Here is a 4535-nt window from a genome sequence, read left to right as displayed (position 1 = left end):
GGCTGGTACGGCCAGCCAGATGCCGGGTACCCCCATCATGATGGGCATCAGCCAGAAGCACAGCAACACCAGGATGAAGCCGCGCAGCAGGGTGACAGCCATGGCCGGACGGTCGCGTTCTACACTCTGGAAATAGCCGATCGATACAATGTTGATTCCGAAGCACACAAAGCCGGCTGCAAAGAGCGGAAGTCCGTGCAGGGCAATGTCGTATGCCGCACAGCCCCGATCGACGAACAACCCCACAATTCCTTCGGTAAACAGTTCCGTGATGATGAATACCACCACACCGCAGGTCACTGCCGTCCACAGTGCCAGGCGGAAGGCCGACCGTACCCGGTCGGGTTGCGAGGCTCCGTAGTTGTAGCTCAGTATCGGCTGGGCCGACTGGGCAATGGCGTTGTACACCATGAAGATAATGGGGAAGAAATAACAGGCTATGCTGAAGGCAGCCACTCCGTCTTCGCCCAGATAGCGGATAAAGACATAGTTGCCCACAAACATCATGGTAGCAATGGCCGCTTCACACAGGAAGGTCGAAAGTCCCAGCCGCATCATGTAACCCACGTTGCGCACGGTCAGCCGCAGGCTTTTCAGACTCAGCTTGATGCGCTCCAGCCGGATCACATGCTGCCGTTGCATCAGGTAGACCAGTATCATCAGTGCTCCTACAATATATCCCAGGCTGGTAGCCAGTGCTGCTCCGAACATGCCCCACCGGAAGACGTAGATAAACAGCCAGTCGAGGAAGATGTTGATCAGTGCCGGGATGATGTTGCATGTCATGGCGTAGTTGGGCGAGCCGTCCAGTCTGACGAAAAACATGCCTGAGCTGAGCAGGGCGCTGAACACCAGGAACGGCACAAACCAGTGCATGTATTCCACAGCCAGCGGCAGCAACCGTTCGCTGCTGCCCAGCAGGCGTGCCACCTGCTCCACGTTGCACAGGATGGCCACGGCATAGGCAATAAGCAGCAGGGACGAAACGATGATGGCCTGTGTCACGTTGATGCGTGCCACCTTCGGTTTGCCGTGCGACAGGTGGATAGATGCCACCACCGATGCTCCGATGCCGAACATCAGCGCCACTCCTGTGTTGATAAGGAACAACGGGGCTGTGATGTTGACCGCTGCCAGCGCATCGCTGCCAATACCTTTGCCCACAAAAATACCATCCGTGATGATGAAGATGGCCGAAAATACCATACCCAGTACGGTAGGAATCAGCAGCTTCCTGAACAGAGTAGGAATGTGCATGCTGCCAAAGTCGATACTGTCTTTCAATGTCTGCTTGTTGTTTTCCATTTCTGATCTTCTTTTTGAGCGCGCAAAGGTATAACAAATCCTGCCACCAGAAATTATCAAATGGTAAGAAATGGGAGAGGGCTCTTTTTTGTAGAAAGTGTGTCAAATTAAGGAACCGCTTTCTTTTAGGCACGGATTACGCGGAAAAACGCAGAGATAGAAGAATAATCATCCGCGAAATTCCGTGTAATCCGTGCCTGAAAACAACAAGATGTCAGTTACTTTTAGTTTTGACACACCCTTAAAAAGTAACGGGAAGGTTTGCCCTTTCGAAGTCGGGTGGTTCCTCCTTCTTTGACATCCCTTCCCGTTGCCGGAAAATTCTAAAATCAGGTATATTTATTTAATTACCTCAGCCAGTTTTTCTTGCAATGCTTCGCCTGCCAGGCCACGGGCCAGAATCGTACCGTCCTTGTCGATGAGCACTGTATGAGGAATGCTGCTTACGGCATACAGTTTGGCGCCTTCACAATCCCAGTATTTCAGGTCCGACATTTGCGGCCAGCTGATGTTCAGCTGTTTGATGGCGTTCTTCCAGGCTTCTCCGCTCTGATCCAGCGAAACACCTACAATCTCGAAGTTCTTGTTTTTGTATTTGGCATACAGGTCTACCAGGTTCGGCATTTCGCGACGGCATGGTCCGCACCAGCTTGCCCAGAAGTCTACAAGCACTACCTTACCTTTGCCTACGTAGTCCGACAGTTTCACCTTTTCGCCTTCAGGAGTCTGCATTTCGAAGTCGGTGAATTTCTGTCCAACAGCAGTTGCTTTCATCTGCTTTACGTTAGCCTTGATCTGAACGATTCTTTCGTCCTGGTCGTACATGGCAGGAATCTGCGGCATCAGCGGATCCAGCTCGTTGACGTCCATGTAGTAGTAATTCTGCTTCAGCAGGTGAATACCTACCGGATTGGTGATGTTCTTGGCGATACCGTCTTTGGCCACACCTATCATTTTTTCCTGCAGACCTTCAATTTCCTTCCCTTTGGCCTCACGTTGTTCGTCGGTCAGGGTAGTGTCCGAAAGTGCGCTGTACAGTGTCTCCATCTGTTTCATCAGGCTATTTAGCTGTGTTCTGATTTCCTGATAAGCATCGTTGTTGGGCGTACCGGTAGCGGCGTCGCTGTCCTTTGTCAGTTGGATGGCGATTTTTCCGTTCTCCAGGAAGAAGTCCATAGCCATACCGTTGTCCTCGTTGTTCTTGTACGTCAGGTAGCGGTTAACGGCCGTATCCTGCTTTCCGGTAAAGGTAAATGTTCCGTTTTTGATGACGGCCGAGTCAAGTTTAACCAGTTGGCGGCCTTCCACTCCCTGCAGGTACACCATGTCGCCGTCGTTGGCACCTTCTACGGTTCCGGTGATGGTATAACCGTTGTTTCCACTGTTACAGGCAGCCAGCAGAGTCGCTGCCAATACATAAGTCAGTTTTTTCATCATTTGCTTATTTTAATGGTTAATAGTAAATGGATAATGATTAATGATGAATGGTTAATGGTGAATGAGCTGCAGAATTTCTTCATCCCCCCATTCTTCACTTTTAATTATTAATTTTTAATTACTAATTTTTTTCGGGCGTTAAAGGTACGTATTTAATCACAATCTCCGATGCTTTTTACAAAGATTTGCTTATTGCCACTTCCGCGACCTCAGTATCAGGAACGAAGCCAGTCCGGCAGCCAGCATGATTCCCCATGCCATGAGGTAACCGTACTTCCAGTCCAGCTCGGGCATGAATTTGAAGTTCATTCCCCATACGCCTACCAGGAAGGTAAGTGGGATGAAGATGGTAGATACGATGGTAAGCCGTTTCATGATGTAGTTCATGCGCATGTCGCTGTTCGAAATATACAGGTCCATGAGCGATGACAAGGTTTCGCGGCATCCTTCGGTCAGCTGTACGGCATTCAGCAGATGGTCGTTGACGTCGTTGAAGAACGGCCGGTTCGTCTCGTTGATCAGTTCCGAGTCGGGATGCACGATGCGCGAGTACTGGTCTTTCAGCGGCACGACGGTACGCTTTATTTCCATATAGCGTTTCCTGAGCAATTGCAGCTGCATGCGTATGTTGTAGCTGGTAGTGGCGGCCAGCAGTTCCGTTTCAAGATCGTCCAGCTGGTCACCTATCTCAATGGCCTGCGAAACATAGCTCGACACCACCTCGTTGAAGAGCACCGAAAACAGATAGTCCGACGAGCGTGTCCGTATCTTCAGCACATTGTTTTCCAGGGCCTTGGCTGCATCGTCGAAGAACCGGGCTTCTCCTTCGGTGAAGGTCAGCACCACGTTGTTGCCTTGTATCAGCCGGATGGCGATGGCTGTATCGTCATGGAAGATACGTGTCACGACAAAGTTAAAGTCACCGTTTTTCTCTATCTTGCTGGGATGGTCCACATTCAGGATATCCTGCATCATCAGGAAGTTGATGTTGAAGTAAGTACACAGGTTCCTGATGTACTCCGTGTCTTTCAGTCCGTGCACTCTTATCCACAGTTTGTCATCAGGAGCAGTCAGTGAAGCAATCTTGTCGAAGTCCTGACAGACAATCTCATCGCAGTGCTCCGCCGAATAACAGATCAGGTGTACATGGGTATGCGTTCCGTTGTCACCGTTGTAGGTGAGCCGTTCGGACAACAGGTTATTTTTCATTCTCTGTTCCTCGTTCTTCATTCCTCATTCTTCACTTTTCATTCCTCATTCTTCACTTTTCATTCTTCATTCTTCATTCTTCATTCTTCATTTTCTATCCTATTCCCAACAGCTCTATTTCGAAAATCAGTGTCGAACCTCCCGGAATACCCGGTTGCGAAAACTTTCCGTAACCCATTTCGGCAGGGATGTAGATTTCCCATTTGTCGCCCACATGCATCTGTTGCATGGCTACAATCCATCCTTCTATCAGTTCGTTCAGCCGGAAAGCGATGGGCACACCGCCACGGCTGCTGTCAAACTTCTTGCCATTGATGGTCCATCCCGTATAGTGGGCCGTTACGATGCTTCTGGGAGTAGGGTGGGGACCGTCACTTTTTCCGGAAGCCAGCACCTTGTAGTAAATGCCTTTCGGCAGTGGCATCACTCCTTCTTCGGCAGCCTTTGCCGCCAGCCAGTCTTTGTTGGCTTGTATATAATCTTTCTTTGCCATATTTTAGGGTTTATTGTTTAGGGTTTAAAGTTTAGGGTTATTTTTCATTTCCTTTCCCATTTCCTCCCCCCTCTCCTTGGGAGAGGGGTTG

4 protein-coding genes are annotated in these 4535 nt (G+C 49.8%); all 4 read right to left on the bottom strand.

Annotation, left to right across the window (positions count from 1 at the left end; translation table 11 throughout):
* On the bottom strand, window positions 1-1284 hold a 1284-nt coding region (locus QVP67_RS11660), incomplete at its 3' end, for an MATE family efflux transporter (RefSeq protein WP_288180157.1).
* A gap of 360 nt (window positions 1285-1644) precedes the next feature.
* Window positions 1645-2739: a TlpA disulfide reductase family protein gene (locus QVP67_RS11655; protein WP_022163742.1), complete on the bottom strand. Its 1095-nt coding sequence runs from the start codon at window positions 2737-2739 to the stop codon at window positions 1645-1647.
* A gap of 192 nt (window positions 2740-2931) precedes the next feature.
* Window positions 2932-3951: a magnesium/cobalt transporter CorA gene (corA, locus tag QVP67_RS11650; RefSeq protein ID WP_071150722.1), complete on the bottom strand. Its 1020-nt coding sequence runs from the start codon at window positions 3949-3951 to the stop codon at window positions 2932-2934.
* Window positions 3952-4045: 94 nt separating this feature from the next.
* Window positions 4046-4444, bottom strand: coding sequence for an FKBP-type peptidyl-prolyl cis-trans isomerase (locus tag QVP67_RS11645; RefSeq protein ID WP_022163740.1), 399 nt, complete (start codon window positions 4442-4444; stop codon window positions 4046-4048).
* Between the last annotated feature and the right edge of the window lie 91 nt (window positions 4445-4535).

Source organism: Bacteroides sp. CAG:633, assembly GCF_000435115.1.
Classification (GTDB): Bacteria; Bacteroidota; Bacteroidia; order Bacteroidales; family Bacteroidaceae; genus Bacteroides; species Bacteroides ndongoniae.
The sequence above is the reverse complement of the archived record's forward strand: the minus strand, read 5'-3'. Positions and strand labels throughout refer to the sequence as shown.